This is a genomic window from Albimonas donghaensis (genome assembly GCF_900106695.1).
Lineage (GTDB): Bacteria > Pseudomonadota > Alphaproteobacteria > Rhodobacterales > Rhodobacteraceae > Albimonas > Albimonas donghaensis.
The window spans coordinates 39,045-59,960 of record NZ_FNMZ01000011.1; the positions used below are offsets into that span (position 1 = coordinate 39,045).

Sequence of the window (20,916 nt, forward strand, 5' to 3'; positions counted from 1 at the left end):
TTCGAGCTGCATGAATTTCCCGGCCCGCGCCTTCCCGGCGCGGGCCGGTTGCGTTTCGCCCCCCTCCGCCGATGCGGGCGGGAGGCGGATTTTCACCCGCGAAGCGGGGGAGGACCGGCCCACGTCCGCGGCGCGGCTGATCGGGAGGCGCCGCGCGACGCCATTGTCGCGGCGGGTGGCCGGGGCTAGGGTCCGGACCATCTTTCGGGGCGTCGCCCTGTTCAACGGACCCCCTGCCATGTCTGACCTCTCCACCGGCGCCGAGCCGACCGCGCCGCCCCGTCCGGCGCTGGCCACGCTGGTGCTGCTGACCGCCGCCTCGGCGCTGACGCTGAACATGTTCCTGCCCTCGCTCGGCTCCATGGCCGCGGCGTTCGGGGTTGGGAACGGGCTCGCGAGCCTCGCCATCGGCGGCTATCTCGGCGTCACCGCGGCGCTTCAGCTCATCATCGGGCCGCTTTCGGATCGGCTGGGGCGGCGGCCGGTGCTGCTGGCCTGCCTCGCCATCTACGCCTGCGCCTCGGTCGGCTGCCTGCTGGCCCCGGATTTCCCGACCTTCCTCGCCTTCCGCCTGGCCCAGGGCACGATGATCGCCGGCGCCGCCCTGTCGCCGGCCATGATCCGCGACACCCACCCCGCGCGCGAGGCGGCGAGCAGGATCGGCTATGTGCTCATGGCCATGGCCATCGGCCCCATGGTCGGGCCGATGGTGGGCGGGCTGCTGGACGAGTTCTTCGGCTGGCGGGCCAGCTTCGCGGCCTACACCGCCTTCGGCGCGGGCCTGTTCGCCTGGTGCTTCGTGTCGCTGCACGAGACATTCCCCGGCCGCGCCTCCACCTTCTCCCAGCAGTTCCGCGATTATGGCGAGCTGCTGCGCAACCGCGACTTCTGGGGCTGCGCGCTGTGCCTGAGCTTTTCGGTGGGCGGCTTCTACGCGTTCCTCGCGGGGGCGCCTTTGGTGGCGGGCTCGGTGCTGGCGCTGAGCCCGGCGCAGCTGGGGTTCTGTCTGGGCACCATCACCGGCGGCTTCGCCTTCGGCAGCTTCCTGTCCGGGCGCTTCGCGAAGCGCGTCCCGCTGGGGGTGATGATGGTGATCGGGCGGACGGTGGCCTGCACGGGGCTGACGCTGGGGCTGGCGCTGGTCATCGCCACGCCGCCGAGCCTGGTGACGGTGTTCGGCGCGACGCTGTGCCTGGGGATCGGCAACGGGCTCAGCTCGCCCTCGGCCAGCGCGGGGGCGGTGTCGGCGCATCCGCGGCTGGCGGGGTCCGCCGCGGGGCTGTCGGGGGCGCTCAACGTGGGCATGGGGGCGGTGCTGAGCACGGCGTCGGGCGCGCTGATGACGCTGCACCCGCGGGCCGAGGCGCTGATCGGGCTGATGCTGGCCTGCGCGCTGGTCTCGCTCGCCGCCGCGCTATGGGTGCGCCGGCGGGAACGGGCGGTCGGCGACGACGACGCCGAGACCCGCGCCGCCGCCTGATCCCGAACGCATACCCCCGCGCGCCCTCCGAAACGCGATACGGGCCGGCCCCGCCAGGGACCGGCCCGTATCGCGTCCGCGGATCCGGCTCAGCCGTTGGCTTCGCGGATCTTGTCGGCGGCTTCCTTGTCATAGGCGACGCCCGAGGTCTCGAACAGCTGGTCGAGCTCGCCCGAAAGGGTCATCTCGGTGATGATATCGCAACCGCCCACGAATTCGCCCTTCACATAGAGCTGCGGGATCGTCGGCCAGTCGGAGAAATCCTTGATCCCCTGGCGCACGGCTTCGTCGGCGAGGACGTTCACGTCCTTGAACTCGACGCCCATGTAGTTGAGCACGCCGGCGACGCGGGAGGAGAACCCGCACTGGGGCATGGACTTGGTGCCCTTCATGAACAGCACGACGTCATTCGAGGTGATGTCGGCCTGGATCTGGGCGTGGGCGGGGTTGGTTTCGTTCGCGACCTGGGACATGGGCGTCCTCCTGGGGCTCGGGGAAACGGGGCGCGGGGCGGAAAGCGTCAGTCAGGGGCCCGGGTGGTGAGCGCCAGCGCGTGCAGCTCCCCCCCCATGCGGCCCTTGAGAGCGGCGTAGACGGCGCGCTGCTGCTGCACGCGGTTCATGCCGCGGAACGCCTCGGCGACCACGGTCGCCGCGAAATGATCGCCGTCGCCCGCGAGGTCGGTGATCTCCACCGAGGCGCCGGGGAAGGCGTCCAGGATCAGACGTTCGATTTCGGTCGATTCCATCGGCATCTGCGTCGGCTCTCCTTGGTCTCGCGCATCAGGGTATCACGTAAAACGCCCGCCCGTCCCCCGCAAGGGATGGGCGGGCGTTCCCATGCTCCGGCAGGCGGCTTTCGCTCGCCTCAGGCCTCGCCCATCATCCGGGCGAGCCCGCCGGCATGCGCCTCGCGCAGCGCGTCCAGCGTGACCGAGGAGGCGCCCAGCGTCAGGTGCTCGCCTTCCAGCGTGCCGAGCTGGCGGGCGGGCACGCCGGCTTCGGTGGCGGCCTCCAGCACGTCGAGCGCGGCGGAGGGCGGGCAGGCGATCAGGTAGCGGCCCTGATCCTCGCCGAAGAACCAGGCGGCGCGGCTGAGCCCGTCGCGCGGCGCGGCCAGCGTGGCGCCGCAGCGGGAGGCCAGCGCCATCTCCGCCGCCGCCACCGCCATGCCGCCATCCGACAGGTCATGCGCGGCGTTGAGCAACCCGCGGTTCTTGAGGCTGATGACCAGCTCGCCCGCGCGCCGTTCCGCGGCCAGGTCCACGGGCGGCGGCGGGCCTTCCTCGCGCCCGTGCAGCTCCGCCAGCCAGGCGGAGCGGTCGAGCCAGCCGACGGTCGCGCCCAGCATCACCAGCACGTCGCCCTTGCGCCCGCCCACGGGGATGCGGTCGTCGAGGCTTTCCAGCAGGCCCACGGCGGCGATGGTGGGGGTGGGCGGGATCGCGGCGCCGTCGGTTTCGTTGTAGAGGCTGACATTGCCCGACACGATCGGCATGTCGAGCGCCTCGCAGGCCTCGCCGATGCCCTGCAGGCAGCCGACGAGCTGGCCCATGATCCGGGGCTTCTCGGGGTTGCCGAAATTCAGGTTGTCGGTGGTCGCCAGCGGCTTGGCGCCGGTGGCGCAGAGGTTGCGGAAGCACTCGGCCACCGCCTGGCGGCCGCCCTCCACCGGGTCCGCGAAGCAGTAGCGCGGCGTGACGTCGGAGGCGAAGGCCAGCGCGCGATGCGTGCCATGCACCCGCACCACCGCGGCGTCGGAGCCCGGGCCCACGGCGGTGTCGGCGCCGACGGTGTGGTCGTATTGCTCCCACACCCAGGCGCGGGAGCAGAAGTTGGGATTGCCGATCAGCGCCATCAGGTCGGTGGCGGCGTCCTCGCAGGCGGGCATGTCCTCGACCTTCGGGGAGGCGGGCGTGGGCTCCCACGGGCGGTCGTATTCGGGGGCGGAGCCCGACAGCGCGGCCAGCGGCAGGTCCGCCTTCACCTCGCCCTTGTGGCGCACCAGGAAGCGGTCCTCGGCGATGGTCTCGCCGACGATGGCGAAGTCGAGATCCCACTTGTCGAAGATCGCCCGCGCCTCGGCCTCCTTCTCCGGCTTCAGCACCATGAGCATCCGCTCCTGGCTTTCGGAGAGCATCATCTCGTAGGCGATCATGCCGGTTTCGCGCTGGGGCACGGCGTCAAGCTCGAGCGCGATGCCGAGCCCCCCCTTGTCCCCCATCTCCACCGCCGAGCAGGTGAGCCCCGCGGCCCCCATGTCCTGGATGGAGATCACCGCGCCCGAGCCCATCAGCTCCAGCGTCGCTTCCATCAGGCGCTTTTCGGTGAAGGGGTCGCCGACCTGCACGGTGGGGCGTTTCTCCTCCGTGCCCTCGCCGAATTCGGCGGAGGCCATGGTGGCGCCGCCGACCCCGTCGCGGCCGGTCTTGGCGCCGAGATAGACCACCGGCATGCCGACGCCCGAGGCGGCGGAATAGAAGATGGAATCCGCTTTCGCGATGCCCGCGGCGAAGGCGTTGACCAGGCAGTTGCCGTCATAGCCCGCGTGGAAGCGCAGTTCTCCGCCCACGGTGGGCACGCCGAAGCAGTTGCCGTAGCCGCCGATCCCCTCCACCGCGCCGGCCAGCAGGCGGCGGGTGTTGGCGTTCTCGGGCCGCCCGAAGCTCAGCGCGTTCATCGCGGCCATCGGACGGGCGCCCATGGTGAAGACGTCGCGCAGGATGCCGCCCACGCCGGTCGCGGCGCCCTGGAACGGCTCGATGAAGGAGGGGTGGTTGTGGCTCTCCATCTTGAAGACCACGGCGAGCCCGTCGCCGATATCGACCACGCCCGCGTTCTCCCCCGGACCGCAGATCACCTGCGGACCCGTGGTCGGCAGGGTGCGCAGCCATTTCTTGGAGGACTTGTAGGAGCAATGCTCGTTCCACATCGCCGAGACGATGCCGAGCTCGGTATAGGTGGGCGTGCGGCCGATCAGGTCCAGCAGGCGGGAGAATTCGTCAGCGGTAAGCCCATGTTCGGCGGCGAGGGCTTGCGTGACGGCGGGTTCTGCGGACATGGTGACCCCCGAACGAGATGCGCGGACCGGCTTTCGCAGGCGCGCGGACCGTCGTCCCACGCCGCTCCCGGCACGCCCGGCGTTCTAGCCGAGGCGCGAAGCAAGGGAAAGATCGCATGACCGTCAACCTGCCGGGCCGCGCGCCCGGAGCCCGCCCGGCCGCGCCGGCCACGCCCGTATGCGCCGCGCCCGATGGCGGACGCGGCGGGGGCGGGGACGCCGCGCCGGGCGTGGGAGCGGGCGGCGCGGCGCAAGGCGGCGCGGCGGCGGGGCCCGGCGCGGCCGTATCCTCCCAAATGTCTGGAACAGAACTGAAAACCACCCCTGTCGCGGCCTGGAAGGGCTATGCGGCGGTGGTGTTCTCGGTGGTGGTCTGGGCGGGCTGGATCGTGGTCACGCGGGCCCAGGGATCGACGCTGGCGCCGGTCGATACGTCGATTTTGCGGATTATCGTCCCGGCGCTTCTGCTGTCCCCGGTCTGGCTGCGCCGCGGCATCGTGCCCAAGGGCCAGCCGCAGCTGGCGATGTGGATCATGGCCGCGGGCTGGGGCGCGCCCTTCATCCTGCTGATCTCCAAGGGGCTGGAAACCGTGCCCGCGGCGCTGTTCGGCCCGATGGTGCCCGCCACCCTGCCGCTGCTGGTGGGGCTGTGGGATTACTTCGTCGCCGGGCGGAAGGTGCGGGGCGTGCGGCTGGCCGGGCTGGGCCTCATCGCCGTTTCCATCGCGCTGGTGGTCGGGCCGGCGGCGCTGCGCGGGGACGGGGGCTTTTTCATCGGCGCGCCCTATCTGGTGGCCGCGGCCTGCGGCTGGACCGCCTTCACCATCGCCTATCGCGCCACCACCCTCACCGGGCTGGAGGCGGCGGCCTACATGTCGCTCTATTCCGCGCCCTTCCTGCTAGTGCTGGCCGCGGTCGAGGGGCTGCACCTTCAGGATCTGAGCCTCGGCGAATTCGCCTGGTACTTCGTCGCCCATGGCGTGCTGGCCGGCGTCGGCTCGATCGTCGCTTATGGCTATGCGATGCGGGTGCTGGGCGTGGCGCGCACCTCGGCCTTCGCCTCGCTGGTGCCGATGGGGGCCGCGCTGGGCGGCCTCGCCGTGCTGGGAGAGGCGCCGGCGATCTCAGGCTGGTTCTCGGTCGGCTGCGCCTGTCTCGGCGTGGCCGCGGTCAACGGCGTCTTCGGCGGGATGGAGCCCGCCCGAAACGACTGAGCCGGAGACGGCTGAGGGGGCCGACGCCGCCGGGCGGCCGGCATGGCCGTGAAATTGACCCTGGGGAAGGGGGTGTCCGCGGCCCTGAGTGTGGGGAAACGCTTGCAGCCGGTGACGACAACGCCGGGTTCCTTGGGGGGGTGAAGCGAAGCCGCCGAGGGGGTTCCGGCCACAATGGACCGCGGACCGGGTGAATATCCCTCGTTTTAAGGAATTAGGCAAGAATCCGCGTTCATGGATTTTTACGAATGCGGATCGTCGCCGGATCGGCGACCGGGGGTCATGGCGCCTTCATCCTGGGGGCGAAAGACGCGTCAGGCCAAGCGCGCCGGCCTCTGCGTCCTGAAAATCCAGAGACATTCGGATCGTGTCGCCCCGCCGCCAGACTTCGTTGAGATCGTCGTAGTGGCGCGAGAAGGGATGGCCGGACTGCCCCGTGGAAATCACAACCCGGGAGCTGTCAGGGTCCGCGAAGTCCACGACCATCCTCAGACCGGCGCCGAATCGGGCGGCGTGAGGCTCGTTGCGCCCGCCCTGGCTCTGGGACCGGCGCAGGGTGAAGTCGCCGCCGGAGGTCTCGTGCCGGATGTTGGCGATCAGCCCGAGCAGCCCGAACCGGCCGAGCACCTCGTGGTCATGGCGCGCCTCATGCGCCTCGCCCCAGCGCCAGCCGCGCGGGGCGGAGCCGTAGCGCTCCGACAGCGCCCCCAGCGCGTCGTCGAGCGCCAGCTGGGCGATCTGGGCGCAGGTCTCCTGGGCCGAGGTCTTGTCGATGTCGCACCACACCCCGGCGCCGTCCAGATTGCGGAACACCCGCTCCACGAACACCGGCTGGGGACCGTCGAAGCGGCGGGCGTCGGGGCCCAGCTCGTCCTCGATCAGCCGGGGCGTCAGACGGCGCATCCACTCGGCGAAGATCAGGGGCTCGGGGGCGTGCTCGGACATCTCGCCATTCCAGTCGCCCAGCATCTCCAACGCCTGCTGGCGGCGCGCGGCGATGGGGTCCTCGGGGGCGACGGGGCCGGTCCACCACAGGTCGGAGGCGATCAGCGGCAGGACCGCGCGGGCCATCTCGGAGACGTCGTCGTTCTGCAGGGCCGCGGCCGAGTCGCGCGAATGGTAGTCGCGCGCGGCGAGCTGCTTTTCCAGCCGTCGGATGCGGTAGGGATCGCCCCAGTGGAAGGACAGGTGCCGGGGATAGTCGCGGGCCTCGGTGCGGTTGTTGGCGTTGGCCACGGCGCCGGACTCGGGGCGCAGGATGCGGGGCAGGGTCTCGGGGTCGCGGAAGCCCTGCCAGTCATTGGCCGCGATCCAGCCGGGCGCGGGCAGGCGGCCGCGCCCGGGCGAGGCCGGATTGCGCAGGGGCGCGCGGCCGGCGACGATCATGCCCACGTCGTCGCGATCCGCGAGCATCACGTTCATCGCCGGGGCCACATGGTCGGCCATGGCCGCGGCGCCTTCGTCGATGGAGCGCGATTTCATCAACGCGAAGCCGGCGGAGAAGGAGGTGTCGCCCTCTCCCAGCGCGGTCCAGGCGAGCGCGGCCACATGGCCCTCCGGCGTCACGTCGCCGACCCCGAGCTGGTCGGGCGGGATCACCGGCCCGTGTCGGGTCCAGCGCAGCAGGACCTCGGCCTCGGCCCCGTCGGGCAGGCCGATGATCTCGCGCCGCTCGGCGAAGGGGGCGGGGCCGTCCGGGGTGAGGTAGCGGGAGGGGTCCTCGGGGTCGAGCTTCTCGATATAGATGTCGGCGTCGTCGACATAGGCGGAGGTCAGGCCCCAGGCGAAGTCCGAATTGCGCCCGACCAGCACCAGCGGCATGCCCGGCACGGTGGCCCCGATGATCCCGCCCGACGGCAGCTCCAGCCGCGCCAGATACCAGAGCGACGGGGCGGAGAGCCACAGATGCGGGTCATTGGCCAGGATCGGCGCCCCGGCGGCGGCGCGCGAGGGGCCGAGCGCCCAGCCGTTGGAGGCCCCGCCCTTGCCCGCCGGCGGCATCGCCTGCGGGCCGGTCGGCGGCCCCAAGGGCGCCGGAAAGCGGAGGCCGGCGAGCCCCGCCGCCTGCGGCGCCGCGCCTGACGCGCCGGGGGAGAGCGCGGGGAGGGCGGCGCCCGGCGTCGGACCCGACGTCGGAACGGCCGCGGGGGCGTCGCCGGTCGGGGCGCCCAGCAGGCCGGCGAAATCCACCCCGCGCGGCGCGGCGTCGGGCAGCCCGGCCTGGCGCGGCTCGATCACCGCGGCTTCGGGATAGTCGGGCAGCAGGTCGCGCAGACGCTCCGGCGGCAGGCGCAGGCTGATCGCGGCCCGGCGCACCTCGACCGCCGCCTGATCGCTCAGCCGCAGCGCCATCAGCTTGGCGATGGCGAGGCTGTCGGCCGGCGTCCAGGGCGCGATGCGGTCGGCGAAGAAATAGAACTCCGGCGCGCCGCGTCCCAGCGCCTCCTGCGACACCGCCCGGATGAAGGCGTTGACGCCGGTCGCATAGGCCTCCAGCGCCGCGCGGGCCTCCGGCGTCTGGGCGGGCAGGGCGCGCCGCGCCAGCCCGTGCAGGTCCAGCGCCCGCATGAAGCGGTCCACGGGCAGGGTCACGTCGCCGAACAGCTCCGACAGCCGCCCCTCCGCGGCCCGGCGCGAGGTCTCCATCTGCCACAGCCGGTCCTGGGCATGGGCGAAGCCGAGCCCGAAGAACACGTCCGCCTCGGACGCCCCCCGGATATGCGGCACCGCGTGGATGTCGCGCAGCAGGGTGACGGGCGCCTCGACCCCCTCCACCGTGAAATCCCGGTCATAGTCGGGCAGCGATCCGCCGAGCAGCACCCAAACCAGCGCCGCGGCCAGCGCCGCGAGCACCGCCATCGCGCCGAACAGGCGCGAGAGCCATTTGAAGATCTGAGCCAAGGTCCGTCCTGCGCCGCGTCCCCCGCCTGGGGACAGGTGTCCGGGGCGGTCCGCGCAGCCCCGGTCGGGCCGCGGGGCGGTCGATTCCCGGTGCGCTTGACCTGACCATCACCGGGGGCCAGTTTCCACCCCGTTCGGACGCGCGCGACGCCATGCGCCGCCCGACCCGGATCAGCCGGCGCCCGGCCGGCCGTCTCGAACAGGAAGGATCCCGATATGGCCAAATGCGCGTTCATCGGACTGGGGGTGATGGGCTTCCCCATGGCCGGCCACCTGCAGGCCAAGGGCCACGACGTGACGGTGTGGAACCGCACCCATGCCAAGGCCGAGAAATGGGTGGAGACGCATGGCGGCGCCATGGCCGCCTCTCCTGCCGGGGCCGCCGAGGGCGCCGAGTTCGTCTTCGCCTGCGTGGGCAATGACGACGACCTGCGCTCGGTCACCACCGGCCCCGGCGGCGCGTTCGAGGGGCTGGGCCGCGGCGCGATCTTCGTGGACAACACCACCGCCTCGGCCGGCGTGGCGCGCGAGCTGCACGCCGCGGCCGCCGAGCATGGCGCCGACTTCATCGACGCCCCGGTCTCCGGCGGCCAGGCGGGCGCCGAGAACGGCGTGCTCACCGTCATGTGCGGCGGCGACGCGGCCCCCTACGCCAAGGCCGAGCCGGTGATCGGCTGCTTCGCCCGGTCCTGCAAGCTGATGGGGCCGTCGGGCTCGGGCCAGCTCACCAAGATGGTCAACCAGATCTGCATCGCCGGGCTCGTCCAGGGCCTGTCGGAGGGGCTGGCCTTCGCCCAGAAAGCCGGGCTCGACGGCGAGGCGGTGGTGGAGGTGATCTCCAAGGGCGCGGCGGGGTCGTGGCAGATGGAGAACCGCCACAAGACCATGCTGGCCGACGCGTTCGAGCATGGCTTCGCGGTGGACTGGATGCGCAAGGATCTCGGCATCTGCCTGGAGGAGGCGCGGGCCAACGGCGCGACCCTGCCGGTGGCGGCGCTGGTCGACCAGTTCTACGCGCAGATCCAGCAGATGGGCGGCGGGCGCTGGGACACGTCGAGCCTGATCAAGCGGCTGAGCTGACCCTCGGCGGGCCGCCGGCCGGACAAGGGCCGCGGGCGCGATGCCCGCGGCCCTTCGCGTTCCGGCCCCCGATCGGCCGCGGGCGCGGCGTGGAACATGACCCCGCATGGATGTCCGATGGATGTGGGGTGGATCTGGGGGCGTCCGGCCTCCGGCGTCTCGCGCCCGCCCGGATCTTCCGCCGCCGGGGGGATCAGCGCGTTCCGGTGCGTCCCAGCGCGTCGATAACCGCGTCCACCAGTTCCGCGAGGGGGCGCGCGCCGTCGAGCCGCAGCGCCGGCGTCGGCCTCGCGGCCAGCCAGGCCTCGTGCCGGGCGCGACTGCGGCCGGCGAAGGCGGGATCGTCATAGCGCGAGGCCCAGTCGCGGAACGCCAGATGCGTCGCGTGCATGTCGCCGCCGGGCAGGATGCGGGCGCCGTGGCGGGCCCGCTCGCGGCGGTCAAGGCGCTCCATCCGCAGGGGGGCGGGGGTGGTGACGAAAACGATCAGGCCGGCGGCCTCGATCACCGCCTCGCCCCAGGTTTCGAGCGCGCCGGACAGCACCCACCCGCCTTCGCCCTGCGCCTCGCGGATCAGGCGCAGGCGGTCCGCGACCGGACGCTGTTCCGCGAAAGGCGGGTCGGTCGGGCGCCAGAAGAAGGCGTCCGCATCCAGATGCGGCACGCCCAGCCGCGCCGCCAGACCCGCGCCGAGCGTCGAGACCCCGGCGCAGGACGCGCCGGTCAGATACAGGCGGGGTGAGGCGGACATGGGCCGACTGGCGAGAAACCGCATGCGCGGCCCCGGAGGGGGCCGACCGGACCCGAAAGGGGAGGCGAACGCCTGGGCGCAGGGGGGACGCGCGCCGCCCCCCGCCCCGGCGGCGCTTATTCCTCTTTCAGCTTGGTGTATTTGGCGCCGCCCAGGGTGACGCCGGCCATCAGCCCTTCCTGCCCGAAGACCACCGAGATCACCGGCGCCTGCGAGGTGGTGGTCTTCAGCGAGGCGGCCATGCCGTCGTCGATGGTCACGACCTCGGCGTCGGCCCCCATCTCCCAGCCCGAGGAGCGGCGGAACTTCTCCAGCGCCCCGGTGGTCATGAAGAACAGGGCCTGGTCGAATTTCTGCACCCCGGCCTGGAAGCCGAAGCTGCCGGCGGCCATGGAATAGTAGCCCACCGTGGCCTCACCGATCTTCAGCGAGCCTTCGCCATAGGCCCCGCCGATCAGCAGGCCGGCCTTGGTGATTCCGGGGATGATCAGCACGCCCTTGGCGCGGGACATCAGCTCCCGCGCGCCGGAGACGTTGGCCATCATGCGCTTCTCGGCATGGGTGACGCGCAGGTCGATGACCTCGCTGTCCTCGGCCGCCGCGACATGGCCGGGCATGGCGCAGGCGCCGACGGCCATGATGGCGGCGGCGCAGAAGGCGGCCAGCGCGCCGCGACGCGTCGCCCGCGGGGCGGCGCGGCCCGGCTTCGACGCGGGGCGGGCGGGCTCGGACGATTTGGGCTTGGAAAGAATGGACACGGCTGCTGCTCCTGATCCTGCCGGGGGCCGAGCTTCGCCGACTTCCCCTGCGCGTGTAATCGCGCGGCCCGATCCCGGGCGCCTGCGCCCGGACCGGCCGTCGCGCGAAGCATACTACGCCCGGCCGGGATTGTCCCGCGACGCCGCGACCGGGCGCGGGCCCGGGCCCGGCCTCCGCCTGCGACGGGCGGTCAGAGCATGGGGGAGACCCGGTGAAGCCGTCCCTCGGCCTCGTCGGTCAGGAACCACAGCGCGCCGTCGGGACCGATGCGCACGTCGCGCACCCGGCCGAAGGCGCCTTCGAACAGCGGCTCCTGCCCCACGACCTCGCCGTCCTCGATCTCCAGCCGCATCAGCAGCTGATCCTTCAGCGCGCCGACGAAGAGGTCTCCGCGCCAGGCGGGGAACAGGGTGCCGTCATAGAAGGCCGCCCCGGAGGGCGCGATCGACGGGTCCCAGTAATGCACCGGCTCGACGAAGCCCGGCGCGGTCTCGCCCTGACCGATCTTCGCGCCGGAATAATGCGTGCCGTAGGACACTTCCGGCCAGCCGTGATTGTCCCCGGCCCTGGGGCGATTGACCTCGTCCCCGCCGCGCGCGCCATGCTCCACCGTCCACAGCTCTCCGGTGCGCGGATGCACGGCGGCGCCCTGCGGGTTGCGATGGCCCATGGACCAGATCGAGGCCAGCCCGCCGCCATTGGCGAAGGGATTGTCCGCCGGAATGCCGCCGTCGGGCGTGATCCGGTGGACCTTGCCGTTATGGCTGTCGGGATCCTGGGCCGAGGCCCGGTTCCCCCGCTCGCCCATGGTCACGAACAGCGTGCCGTCCGGCGCGAAGGCGAGCCGCGAGCCGAAATGCCGGCCGCCGGTCTCGTTCGAGGTCATGCGCAGCACGGTGCGCAGGTCGTGCAGGACCAGTTTCTCCCGGTCCAGCACGGCGCGGGTGACGACGGTGTTCGCCGCCCCGTCCGCCGTCGGGGCGGAATGGGTCAGGTAGATCAGCCCGGTGCGCGAAAAGTCGGGCGAAAGCGCCATGTCCAGCAGCCCGCCCTGTCCGCCGGCGGCGATGGGAGGCAGGCCCTCGATGTCGAACCGCTCGCCGCGCTGGATCAGCGCCAGGCGGCCGGGGCGTTCGGTGACCAGCATGGCGCCGGTCTGAGGGAAGTCGGGCAGGAAAGCGAGCGCCCAGGGATGTTCGAAAGCGGGGCCGACGATCGCGACCTGCACGAGGCCGGCGGAGCTGTTGAACACCTCGGCTTCGGCCGGCTTGGCGAGCAGAGCCGCCGCGATGATGGCCGCGAACGCTTCCGCGGCAGGACGTCGAACCATGTCTGACCTCCCTCCTTGTGGTTGCGGTCCTTCCAAACCTCGGCCGAAAGCGCGCGAAGGCAAGAAATCTCTCGCTGAAACCGCTTGTTCTGTCAGCAGGCGGGAGGTTCGGCCGCGCGCTGGAAATGCACGAGATTGCAGATATTTGTGAGATTCCGCGGGAAAGTTGACCCAGGGACCCTGCCGTCGTTCAAATTCATGGGTCGCGATTTGTCGCGCGCGGGCGGAGAGGTCGGCGGGACGCTCGGCGGGGGGGCGGCCGCCCCCCCCGCCTGAAGCGCCGTCAGATGGCGGCTTCCATCAGCTCCGCCGCCTGCGGGGCGAAATAGGTGAGGATGCCGTCGCAGCCCGCCCGCCGGAAGGCGCCGAGGCTTTCCAGGATCACCTTGTCTCCGTCCAGCCAGTCATTGCCGATGGCGCCGGCCAGCATCGCGTATTCGCCCGACACCTGGTAGGCGAAGGTGGGCACCTGGAACTCGGTCTTCACCCGGCGGCAGACGTCGAGATAGGGCATGCCCGGCTTGACCATGACCATGTCGGCGCCTTCCTCGAGATCCAGCGCCACCTCGCGCAGGGCCTCGTCGGTGTTGCCGAAGTCCATCTGGTAGGTCTTCTTGTCCCCCTTCAGCGCGCCCGACGCCCCGACCGCATCGCGGAACGGCCCGTAGAAGGCGGAGGCGTATTTGGCCGCGTAGGACATGATCAGCGCGTCCTGGTAGTCGTGCTCCTCCAGCGCGCGGCGGATGATGCCGATGCGGCCGTCCATCATGTCCGAGGGGCCGAGGATGTCGCAGCCGGCCTCGACCTGGGCGAGCGCCTGCTTCTCCAGCGCCATCAGGCTTTCGTCATTGACCACGACCCCGTCGCGCACGATCCCGTCATGGCCGTCGGAGTTGTAGGGGTCCAGCGCCACGTCCAGCAGCACGCCGATGCCGGGGACCGCGCGCTTGATGGCGCGGGTGGCGGTGTTGACCAGGTTGTCGGGGTTCCAGGCCTCTTCGGCCCCCGGGGTCTTCACCGAGGCGTCGGTATAGGGGAACAGCGCGATGCACGGGATGCCGAGATCGGCGGCCCGGCGCGCGGCCTCCACGCAGCGATCCACGGTCAGCCGCGAGACGCCGGGCATGGAGGGGATCGGCTCCTCCGCGTCCACGCCGTCCATGACGAAGATCGGCCAGATCAGGTCCTCGGGCCGCAGCCGCGTTTCGCGCACCAGGTCGCGGATCCAGCCGGCGCGGCGCAGGCGGCGCGGGCGGGAGAAGGGAAAGGGCGCGAGGCGGGCGGGGCTCATGGGTCGTCCTCCGATACGGGTCTGGAGCCGGAATGCCACGTCCGGACGCGGAATTCCATGCGGCCGGCGGCCCTGACCGCGCCGCCCGTCCGCGGAGCCGGCGCGCGCGGCGGCCCGTTCCGCCCGCGCCCCGCGTCGCTCCCCCCGTCTCCCCGCCCCGCCTCCCCCCGTCTTACCCCGTCTCCCCCCGCGGCCCCGCGGCACTGGCGAAGCCGTCGAATCGCAGACATAAACGGCGAACCGCGCCGAGCGTCGCGCGCCCCACGCCGAATGACGGGCGCCGCCGGGCGCCGCGCGATCCAGGGCGCAGGGCGCCGGCCGCGCGAACAGGGAACCAGCCCGCCGAATGAGCTTCGACGACACCGCCTTCTTCTCGATCTGGTACTGGATCCTCACGGCCGTGTTCTGGTCGCTGGCCAGCCACTTCACCCATGGCGTGCCCTATGACGTGCTGCGCCGGGCCCAGAGGCATGGCGGCGAGGACGCCGAGATCGCCGACCGCCTGATGCGCCGCATGATCGTGCTGGTCGACCACGGCGCCGCGCGCTGGGGGGTCTGGGGGGCGGCGGCCGCGGGCTTCCTGCTCGCCGCGCTCGCCGTCGCCGGAACGCTCGGCGACAGCGAGGCCGCGACCGGCCTGTTCCTGCTCTTCGCCCCGGCCGCCGCGATCTTCGGGATCCAGCTGGCGGAGGCGCGACGCATCGCCCCGCATCTGCACGAGATCCCCTACGAGGACCTGCTCGCCGGCTTCCTGCGCCGGCGCACCGCCAACCAGATCGGCGGCATGCTGGCGGTGTTCCTCGCGGTGGGGCTGCTCACCTGGCTCAACCAGGACCGGATCCTGCTGCGCGGCTACTGAGCCGCCCGCTTCCGCCACGGCCCGCGCGGTTTCGCGCCGCGACCGCTTGTTGCGTTGCGATTGACAAGCCCCGCCCCGCCCACACATGGTCCCCGACCATTGAATCCCAGGGGCAGGAGCACCGTCCGCATGGCCGTCGTCGTCGTCGAATCCCCGGCCAAGGCCAAGACGATCAACAAATATCTGGGCAAGGATTTCACCGTCCTCGCCTCCTACGGGCATGTCCGCGACCTGCCGCCCAAGGACGGATCCGTCGATACCGAGAACGGTTTCGAGATGATCTGGGAGATCGACGCCAAGGCGCAGAAACATGTCCGCGCCATCGCCGACGCGCTCGCCGACGATCCCTCCCTGATCCTCGCGACCGACCCCGACCGCGAGGGCGAGGCGATCTCGTGGCACCTGCAGGAGGCGCTGCGCAAGCGCCGGGCGATCAAGAAGGACACGCCGGTCAAGCGCGTCGCCTTCAACGCCATCACCAAGACCGCGATCGAGGCCGCCATGGCCGCGCCGCGCGAAATCGACATGGAGCTGGTGGAAGCCTATCTGGCCCGCCGCGCGCTCGACTACCTGGTGGGGTTCAACCTGTCGCCGGTGCTGTGGCGCAAGCTGCCGGGCTCGCGCTCGGCGGGGCGGGTGCAGTCGGTCGCCCTGCGCCTGATCGTCGAGCGGGAGATGGAGATCGAGGCCTTCAAGGCCCGCGAATACTGGTCCGTGCGCGCCATGCTGAAAAGCCCGCGCGGGGCCGAGTTCGAGGCCCGGCTGACCGAGCTTTCCGGCAAGAAGATCGAGCGCATGACGCTGGAGACCGCGACCCGCGCCGAGATGGCCGCGACCGCGGTCGCCTCGCGCGGCGGCGCGCTCAAGGTCGCCTCGGTCGAGGCCAAGCCGGGGACGCGCAACCCGTCTCCGCCCTTCATGACCTCGACCTTGCAGCAGGAGGCGTCGCGCAAGTTCGGCATGGGCGCGCAGCAGGCGATGCGCGCGGCCCAGCGGCTCTACGAGGCCGGCCACATCACCTATATGCGGACCGACGGCATCGACATGGCGCCGGAGGCGGTGCAGGCCGCGCGCGCCGCGATCTCGGACCGGTTCGGCGCGCGCTACGTTCCCGAAAAACCGCGCATCTACAAGAACAAGGCCAAGAACGCTCAGGAAGCGCATGAATGCATCCGCCCCACCGACATGACCCGCGACGCGGGCGGTCTGGGCGATATGGGCGCGGATGAGAAACGGCTCTACGACCTGATCTGGAAGCGCACGCTCGCCTCCCAGATGGAGGCCGCGAAGCTGGAGCGGACCACGGTCGAGATCCGCTCCGCCGACAATGAGGTGGGCCTGCGCGCCACCGGCCAGGTCATCGTCTTCGACGGCTTCATCGCCATCTACGAAGAGGGCAGGGACGAGCCGACGGACGATGAGGAAGGCCGCCTGCCGGCGCTGTCGCAGGGGGAGGCGACGCCGCTGGCCGAGGGCGCCTTCTTCGGCGCCTTCGCCAAGGCGACCGAGGGCCAGACCCCCAAGGTCGAGGGCCCGCTGACCCGCGGCGACAACGCCATGCTGTCGGGCGAGGGCGCGGTGCTGACGCAGCAGCATTTCACCCAGCCCTCCGCCCGCTACACCGAGGCCACGCTGGTCAAGCGGATGGAGGAGCTGGGCATCGGCCGTCCCTCCACCTACGCGTCGATCATCACCACGATCCAGGACCGGGAATATGTCCGCAAGGACAAGAACCGTCTTTTCCCCGAGGATAAGGGACGGCTCGTAACCATCTTCCTGGAAAGGTATTTCCAGAAATACGTCTCCTACGACTTCACCGCGAAGCTGGAGGAGAATCTCGACGTCGTCTCCGATGGCGGCATGGACTGGAAGGCGCTGCTTGCGGACTTCTGGGGCGACTTCCACGCCGCGATCGAGGATACCGCCGAGCTCCGCATCACCGAGGTGCTGGAGACGATCAACGATGTGCTCGCGCCGCATCTGTTCCCCGACAAGGGCGACGGTTCGGACCCGCGGCTGTGCCCGAATTGCGGCCAGGGTCGCCTGTCCCTGCGCACCGCGCGTTCGGGCGGCGCCTTCATCGGCTGCTCGGCCTATCCCGAGTGCCGCTACACCCGCCCGATGGGCGGCGAGGGCGAGGGCGAGGGCGGCATCGGGCCGGACGGCAAGCTGCTGGGTCATAACGACGAAGGCCAGCCGGTCACGCTGCGCACCGGGCGTTTCGGCCCCTATGTGCAGCTCGGCGAGCTGACCGAGGAAAACCCCAAGCCCAAGCGCGCCTCGCTGCCCAAGGGCCTGTCGCCCAGCGATGTGGAACTGCGCAAGGCGCTGGACCTGCTGTCGCTGCCCCGCCTGATCGGCGAGCATCCCGAGGGTGGGAAAATCGAAGCGGGCATAGGGCGTTACGGGCCGTTCGTGATGCACCAGCCGCCGACCCCGGAAGGGGAGAAGAAGGCCCCTCGGCCGATCTACGCCAACCTCAAGACCGCCGAGGAAGTCTTTGAAGTCGGGATCAACCGCGCCGTCGACCTGATCGCGCAGAAGGCCGCCGGTCGGGGTGGCCGCGGCGCCGCGGCCGAGCCGCTCAAGAAGCTGGGCGAGCATCCCGATGGCGGAGAACTCTCCGTGATGCCGGGACGTTACGGGCCTTACGTGAAGTGGGAGAAGGTCAACGCGACCCTCCCCAAGGATGTGGCGCCCGAGGACGTGACGCTGGAGCAGGCGCTGGAGCTGGTCAACGCCAAGGCCGCGAAATCCGGCAAGGGCAAAAAGGCGCCGGCCAAGAAGCCCGCCGCGAAGAAACCGGCCGCCAAGACCGCCGCCAAGAAGCCGGCGGCGAAGAAGGCCCCGGCCAGGAAGGCGGCGCCGAAAAAGGCCGCGCCCAAGACGGACTCCGCGGTCGACGACGACGACGTCGCGTTTTGATCCGGCGCGGCGGGGGCAGGGCGGTTGCGGGCGCAGCGGCGCTGACCGCCGCCGCCGCCGTCGCGTGTCTTGCGCTTTCCGGTCCCGTCTCCGCCGCCTCTCCGGATGAGGTGCAGCGCATCAGCCTGGAGAGCGGCGGCATCCAGCGACGGGCGATGGTGGCGCTTTCGCCGGTCCCCCGCGCCGCCGACGCGCCGCCGCCGCCGGCGCTCGTCGTCTTTCATGACCGCCTCTCGACCCCCGGACGGATGCGCGCGCTGGACGGTTTCGACCGCATCGGCGCGCTGCGCCAGGCCGGCTGGACGCTGGTCCACCCGCAGGGCTTCAAGCGCGAATGGAACGCCGGGCGCCGGCTGGTCGACGGACGCGAGGCGCTGATCGCCGACGACGTGACCTTCCTGCGCGACCTGGTGGCCCTGCTGGCGGCGGAGGGCGCCGCAGACCCGGCCCGCATCTTCCTGGCGGGCTTCGGAGAGGGCGGCACGTTCCTGTTCCGCGCCCTGTGCGAGGCGCCGGGGCTGGCGGCGGGGGCGGCCGTGGTCATGGCCGGCTGGCCGCCGAGCCTGACCTGCGGGGCCGGGCGGCCCACCCCGCTGGTGATCTTCAACGGCGGCCTCGACCCCGCGCATCCCTGGGCCGGCGGCCAGCGTCCGCCGCGCTGGCGGGCCGGGCTGGGGACCACCGCCTCGGTCCCGCGGACCCTGTCCTCGGCCGCCGCGCTGAACCGCTGCGGGGCGCCGCGCACCGTCCCCCGCCGCACCGGCCAGCCGGACCCGGGCGCGACCCCGCCGGCGGTGCGCCGGGAATGGCAGGGCTGCGACGCGCCGCTGGTGCATTACGGCCTGCCCGAGGCCGGCCATCGCTGGCCCGGCGCCGCCGATCAGGGGCGCAACGGAGACGGGCTCGGCCCCGCCGCCCCCGCCCCGGACGCCAGCGCCATGATCGCCGAGATGTTCCTGTGGCTGGCGGGCAGGCCGCGTCCGTGATACCGCGCGGACATGAGCCAGCTCCCCGACAAAGAACGCCTCGCCGCCTTCATCCGTGAGAACCCCGACCAGGCGGGCAAGCGCGAGCTTGCGCGCGCCTTCGGCCTGAAGGGCGCCCAGCGGATCGAGCTGAAGCGCATGCTCAACGAACTCGCCGACGAGGGCGTGATCGAGCGGCGCGCGAAGAAGTCCTTCGCGGCCCCCGGCCAGCTGCCTCCGGTCTCGGTGCTGATCGCCGGCGCGCCGGACGCCAACGGGGACCTGTTCGCCACGCCCCAGGACTGGGACCGGGACGAGCCCGCGCCCCGCATCCTGATCCTGCCCGGCAAGGGCCCCGCGCCCGGCGAGGGCGACCGGCTGCTGACCCGCGTCAACCCGGTGACCGGCGAGGATCACCAGTATCTCGGCAAGGTCATCAAGCGCATCGGCGCCGGCCCCCGCCGGATGCTGGGCATCTTCCGCCGGGCCCATGACGGGGCCGGGCGGCTGGTCCCGGTGGCCAAGGGCGACCAGCGCGAATGGGTGATCCTGCCCCGCGATGCCGGCGAGGCCGAGAACGGCGAGCTGGTGGAGGCCGAGCAGATCTCCGACGGCCCCCAGCGCCGCCGCGCCATCGGCCTGCCCAAGGCCCGCATCACCGAACGGCTGGGCGCGCCGGGCGCCGCGCGCACCTTCTCCCTGATCGCGATCCACGAGCAGGGCATCCCCGACGCCTTCCCCGAGGAGGTCGAGGCCGCCGCGGAGGCCGCCGAGCCCGTCGAGGGCCTCAAGGGCCGCGAGGATCTGCGCCATCTGCCGCTGGTCACCATCGACCCCGCCGACGCGCGCGACCATGACGACGCGGTCGCCGCCATGCCGGACCCGGACAAGGCCAACAAGGGCGGCCATATCGTCTGGGTCGCCATCGCCGACGTCGCCCATTACGTCCGCCCCGGCGGCGCGCTCGACCGGGAGGCGATCAAGCGCGGCAACTCCACCTATTTCCCCGACCGCGTGGTGCCGATGCTGCCCGAGGCGCTGTCGGCGGACCTGTGCAGCCTGGTGGAGGGCGAGGACCGACCCTGCATCGCCCTGCGCATGGTGCTGGACGAGACCGGCGAGCTGAAGACCCATGATTTCCACCGCGGGATCATGCGATCCCCGGCCTCGCTGACCTACGAGCAGGCCCAGGCCGCCGCCGACGGGCGCCCGGACCCGGCGACGGAACCGCATCTGGAAGTGCTCGCCGCGCTATTCGCCGCCTATGACTGCGCCTCGATCGCCCGCGAGCGCCGCCAGCCGCTGGAGCTGGACCTGCCCGAGCGGCGGATCAGGCTGGACGAGGCGGGGGCCGTGGCCTCGGTCGGGTTCCGCGAGCGGCTGGAAGCGCACAAGCTGATCGAGGAGTTCATGATCCTCGCCAATGTCTGCGCCGCCGAGACGCTGGAGGCCAGGCGCCGCCCGCTGCTCTACCGCGTGCACGAGGTTCCGGGCGAGGCCAAGCTCGACGCCCTGCGCGAGGTCGCCGAGGGCTGCGGGCTGACGCTCTCCCGCGGCCAGATCCCGCGCCCGGCCCTGTTCAACCGGCTGCTGCGGCAGGCGGCGGGCTCGGATTTCGCGGAACTGGTGAACCTGTCGGTGCTGCGCGCCCAGACGCAGGCCTATTACGGGCCGGACAATCTGGGCCATTTCGGGCTGAACCTGCGGGCCTACGCGCATTTCACCTCGCCGATCCGCCGCTACGCCGACCTGGTGGTGCATCGCGCGCTGATCGCCGCGCATGGCTGGGGGAATGACGGCCAGACCGGGGAGGAGATGGAGGGGCTGAAGGACATCGCCGAGCATATCTCCTTCACCGAGCGCCGCTCGATGACCGCGGAGCGGGACACCAACGACCGCTACCTCGCCGCCTATCTGGCCGAGCGGGTGGGCAATGAATTCGAGGGCCGAATCGCCGGCGTCGCCCGTTTCGGGCTGTTCGTGAAACTGGACGAGACCGGCGCCGACGGGCTGATCCCCATAGCCTCGCTGGGGCGGGAATGGTTCCGGCATGACGCCGATGCGCAGACCCTGACCGGCGAGGATTCGGGCCGGGTGATCGGGCTGGGGCAGCGGGTGCTGGTCAAGTTGCAGGAGGCGGCGCCGGTGACCGGCGGCCTGCTGCTGGAGCTGCTGGAGGTCGAGGGCGAGAGCGGCCCGCGCCCCCGCGGCCGCAACAAGGCGCCGCGCAAGAAGATCGGCGGCGCGGGAATCGCGCGGGCCAAGGCCAAACGCAAGCCGCGCCGGCACTGAGGCGCGATG

15 protein-coding genes are annotated in these 20,916 nt (G+C 71.8%); 7 read left to right on the top strand and 8 right to left on the bottom strand.

Annotation, left to right across the window (positions count from 1 at the left end):
* Window positions 1-238: 238 nt before the first annotated feature.
* On the top strand, window positions 239-1,480 hold the full coding sequence (locus BLV24_RS19320) for a multidrug effflux MFS transporter (protein WP_092684914.1): 1,242 nt from the start codon (window positions 239-241) through the stop codon (window positions 1,478-1,480).
* 89 nt (window positions 1,481-1,569) lie between these two features.
* On the opposite strand, the gene grxD is transcribed toward BLV24_RS19320, so the two are convergent.
* The 3 genes from grxD to purL form a co-directional block, all read right to left on the bottom strand.
* Window positions 1,570-1,953: a Grx4 family monothiol glutaredoxin gene (grxD, locus tag BLV24_RS19325; protein WP_092684916.1), complete on the bottom strand. Its 384-nt coding sequence runs from the start codon at window positions 1,951-1,953 to the stop codon at window positions 1,570-1,572.
* Between the two features lie 47 nt (window positions 1,954-2,000).
* Window positions 2,001-2,234 carry a BolA family protein gene (locus BLV24_RS19330; RefSeq protein ID WP_092684918.1) on the bottom strand — a complete coding sequence of 78 codons (234 nt, stop codon included), beginning with the start codon at window positions 2,232-2,234 and terminating at the stop codon, window positions 2,001-2,003.
* A gap of 113 nt (window positions 2,235-2,347) precedes the next feature.
* The gene (purL, locus tag BLV24_RS19335) at window positions 2,348-4,540 is read right to left on the bottom strand and encodes a phosphoribosylformylglycinamidine synthase subunit PurL (protein WP_092684920.1); all 2,193 of its coding nucleotides are present in this window, start codon (window positions 4,538-4,540) and stop codon (window positions 2,348-2,350) included.
* A gap of 296 nt (window positions 4,541-4,836) precedes the next feature.
* Between purL and BLV24_RS19340 the strand changes: the two genes are divergently transcribed.
* Window positions 4,837-5,754, top strand: coding sequence for a DMT family transporter (locus BLV24_RS19340; RefSeq protein ID WP_143040372.1), 918 nt, complete (start codon window positions 4,837-4,839; stop codon window positions 5,752-5,754).
* Between the two features lie 291 nt (window positions 5,755-6,045).
* Here the strand turns inward: BLV24_RS19340 and BLV24_RS19345 are convergent, their stop codons facing one another.
* Window positions 6,046-8,655: a penicillin acylase family protein gene (locus BLV24_RS19345; RefSeq protein WP_092684924.1), complete on the bottom strand. Its 2,610-nt coding sequence runs from the start codon at window positions 8,653-8,655 to the stop codon at window positions 6,046-6,048.
* 216 nt (window positions 8,656-8,871) lie between these two features.
* On the opposite strand from BLV24_RS19345, the gene BLV24_RS19350 reads away from it, so the two are divergent.
* A complete protein-coding gene (locus BLV24_RS19350) occupies window positions 8,872-9,735 on the top strand; it encodes an NAD(P)-dependent oxidoreductase (RefSeq protein ID WP_092684926.1) in 864 nt (287 codons plus the stop codon).
* 193 nt (window positions 9,736-9,928) lie between these two features.
* On the opposite strand, the gene BLV24_RS19355 is transcribed toward BLV24_RS19350, so the two are convergent.
* The 4 genes from BLV24_RS19355 to hemB all read right to left on the bottom strand — a co-directional run bounded on the left by BLV24_RS19355 (window position 9,929) and on the right by hemB (window position 13,866).
* Window positions 9,929-10,486 (bottom strand): P-loop NTPase family protein, encoded by a 558-nt coding sequence (locus BLV24_RS19355; RefSeq protein ID WP_092684928.1) that lies wholly within the window; start codon window positions 10,484-10,486, stop codon window positions 9,929-9,931.
* Window positions 10,487-10,602: 116 nt separating this feature from the next.
* Window positions 10,603-11,244, bottom strand: a complete 642-nt coding sequence (locus tag BLV24_RS19360) for a lipid-binding SYLF domain-containing protein (RefSeq protein WP_092684930.1) — start codon at window positions 11,242-11,244, stop codon at window positions 10,603-10,605.
* 191 nt (window positions 11,245-11,435) lie between these two features.
* Window positions 11,436-12,575 carry a PQQ-dependent sugar dehydrogenase gene (locus BLV24_RS19365; protein WP_092684932.1) on the bottom strand — a complete coding sequence of 380 codons (1,140 nt, stop codon included), beginning with the start codon at window positions 12,573-12,575 and terminating at the stop codon, window positions 11,436-11,438.
* Window positions 12,576-12,858: 283 nt separating this feature from the next.
* On the bottom strand, window positions 12,859-13,866 hold the full coding sequence (hemB, locus tag BLV24_RS19370; protein ID WP_092684934.1) for a porphobilinogen synthase: 1,008 nt from the start codon (window positions 13,864-13,866) through the stop codon (window positions 12,859-12,861).
* Window positions 13,867-14,212: 346 nt separating this feature from the next.
* Here hemB and BLV24_RS19375 point away from each other — a divergent pair, with 346 nt between their 5' ends.
* The 4 genes from BLV24_RS19375 to rnr all read left to right on the top strand — a co-directional run bounded on the left by BLV24_RS19375 (window position 14,213) and on the right by rnr (window position 20,907).
* Entirely contained in the window at window positions 14,213-14,725 is a 513-nt protein-coding gene (locus BLV24_RS19375) for a hypothetical protein (RefSeq protein ID WP_092684936.1), read from the top strand.
* Between the two features lie 129 nt (window positions 14,726-14,854).
* A complete protein-coding gene (topA, locus tag BLV24_RS19380) occupies window positions 14,855-17,650 on the top strand; it encodes a type I DNA topoisomerase (protein ID WP_092684938.1) in 2,796 nt (931 codons plus the stop codon).
* 110 nt (window positions 17,651-17,760) lie between these two features.
* On the top strand, window positions 17,761-18,636 hold the full coding sequence (locus tag BLV24_RS19385; RefSeq protein ID WP_143040373.1) for a CE1 family esterase: 876 nt from the start codon (window positions 17,761-17,763) through the stop codon (window positions 18,634-18,636).
* 12 nt (window positions 18,637-18,648) lie between these two features.
* Window positions 18,649-20,907: a ribonuclease R gene (gene rnr, locus BLV24_RS19390; RefSeq protein ID WP_092684942.1), complete on the top strand. Its 2,259-nt coding sequence runs from the start codon at window positions 18,649-18,651 to the stop codon at window positions 20,905-20,907.
* The last annotated feature ends 9 nt before the right edge of the window (window positions 20,908-20,916 follow it).